The sequence below is a fragment of the Rhodoplanes roseus genome, assembly GCF_003258865.1.
GTDB classification, from domain to species: Bacteria; Pseudomonadota; Alphaproteobacteria; order Rhizobiales; family Xanthobacteraceae; genus Rhodoplanes; species Rhodoplanes roseus.
This window is the reverse complement of sequence record NZ_NPEX01000567.1, coordinates 1-1365: the sequence shown is the minus strand read 5'-3', so window position 1 is coordinate 1365 and position 1365 is coordinate 1. Positions and strand designations below refer to the sequence as shown.

The 1365-nt window shown below is 68.9% G+C and carries 2 protein-coding genes; both read right to left on the bottom strand.

What is annotated here, in order from left to right; translation table 11 throughout:
- Positions 1-654 (bottom strand): hypothetical protein (locus CH341_RS31285; protein WP_210208704.1); only part of this gene is annotated, 654 nt, incomplete at its 3' end.
- Positions 655-1067: 413 nt separating this feature from the next.
- On the bottom strand, positions 1068-1365 hold a 298-nt coding region (locus tag CH341_RS31280; RefSeq protein ID WP_146604711.1), incomplete at its 5' end, for a DUF2336 domain-containing protein.

Here is a 1365-nt window from a genome sequence, read left to right as displayed (position 1 = left end):
GGCCCCGGTCATGTCCAGCATCGGCCGGACGATGCCGTAGCGCGCCGCCAGGATGCCGAGCAGCAGGGCGAGGCCGATGCCGACCGATGCGATCGTGACGATGGTGCGCGTCCCGGTCTCGTAGGTCGCCTGCGCCTCTTCCGAGAGGCGGCGCTTGGCCCGCTGCAACTCGTCGAAGTAGACGCGGGTCCGGTTGCGGGCCTGGTCCTGTGCCGCGCGGCTGGCGGCGGCGCGGGCGAGCAGCTCGTTGCGCTGCGCCGGGTCCGGTGCCTCGCCGAGCCCGGCCGCGAAGGCGACGAGCCCGTCGGAGCTGCGCCGGACCGCCGCGATCAGCGGCGCCTGCTCGGTCAGATAGCGCCGGTCGTCGTCCGTCGCCCGCAGCTTCTCCAGAGGAGCGAGACGCTCGTCCACCAGCTTCCATTCGGCCCGGAGCTGATCGGTCGCGTCCTTGATCACGGCCGGGCGCGGGTCGGCGACCAGCATCGCCTCCGCCCGCCCGATCGCGGTGAAATTGGTGTTGAGGCGGGAGCCCAGCACGGCCTTGTCGCCGGCCGCTTCAGTGAGACGGTTCGCGTCGCGCAGGTCCGTCATCGCGCTCGTGGCGAAGGCGACGATGGCGACCGCGGCGAGCGCGAGCAATGCGATGAGGCCCAAGATCTTCGTGAGAATTCGAACGCGTGAAAGCAGGGAGGACACGGCTCGTCTCCGATCGAACAAGAAGTCGACTACGAGCATCGCGCGTATTGGATTATTTAAGGTTAAGGCCCGGATTGAATTACCGCTGTCGTGTGTGGTCGCCGGGCGGATGTCGGCATCGGACCGTAGTCGCTTCTTACGAGTGAACACGAGGAACTACGAAAAACCGGGATCACGGGAGGCAAGAGCAATGGAATTCTGGCCGGTCGGCCTGATCGAGCTGATGTTCGACGGTGGGGTTCTCGCGGCGGCGGTCTGGCATCTCGGCTGGGGGCGCCGCCGGGACGCCGAGCGCCTTGCGGCATTGCGGCGCGCGCGCGAAGGCCGGGCCGTCTTTACGGCGGCGGAGCCGCGCCCGATCCGGCCCGAGGTCAGGCGAGGTCGTGACGGGTGCGCTGGAAGTCGAGAACCTGCTCGGCGGTCGTGCGCTTGATCCGCTCGAAACTTGACCGGACGAGATCGATGCCCTGGTCGTGCACGTTGCCCTCGTCGCCGTGCCTCATTTGCAGGATGGTGCGCGTCGTCGCCCAGCCCAGACCCAGTGCCCGGGCCAGGAACAAGAGCGACTCGGCGCGCTGCTGCAGGAGCATGCGCTCGATCGTCGGCAGCGGGAGATCGGCGAGCCGCGCCAGCGCCGCAGCCGTGTGCTCGAACTTGCCGCCGGCGGCG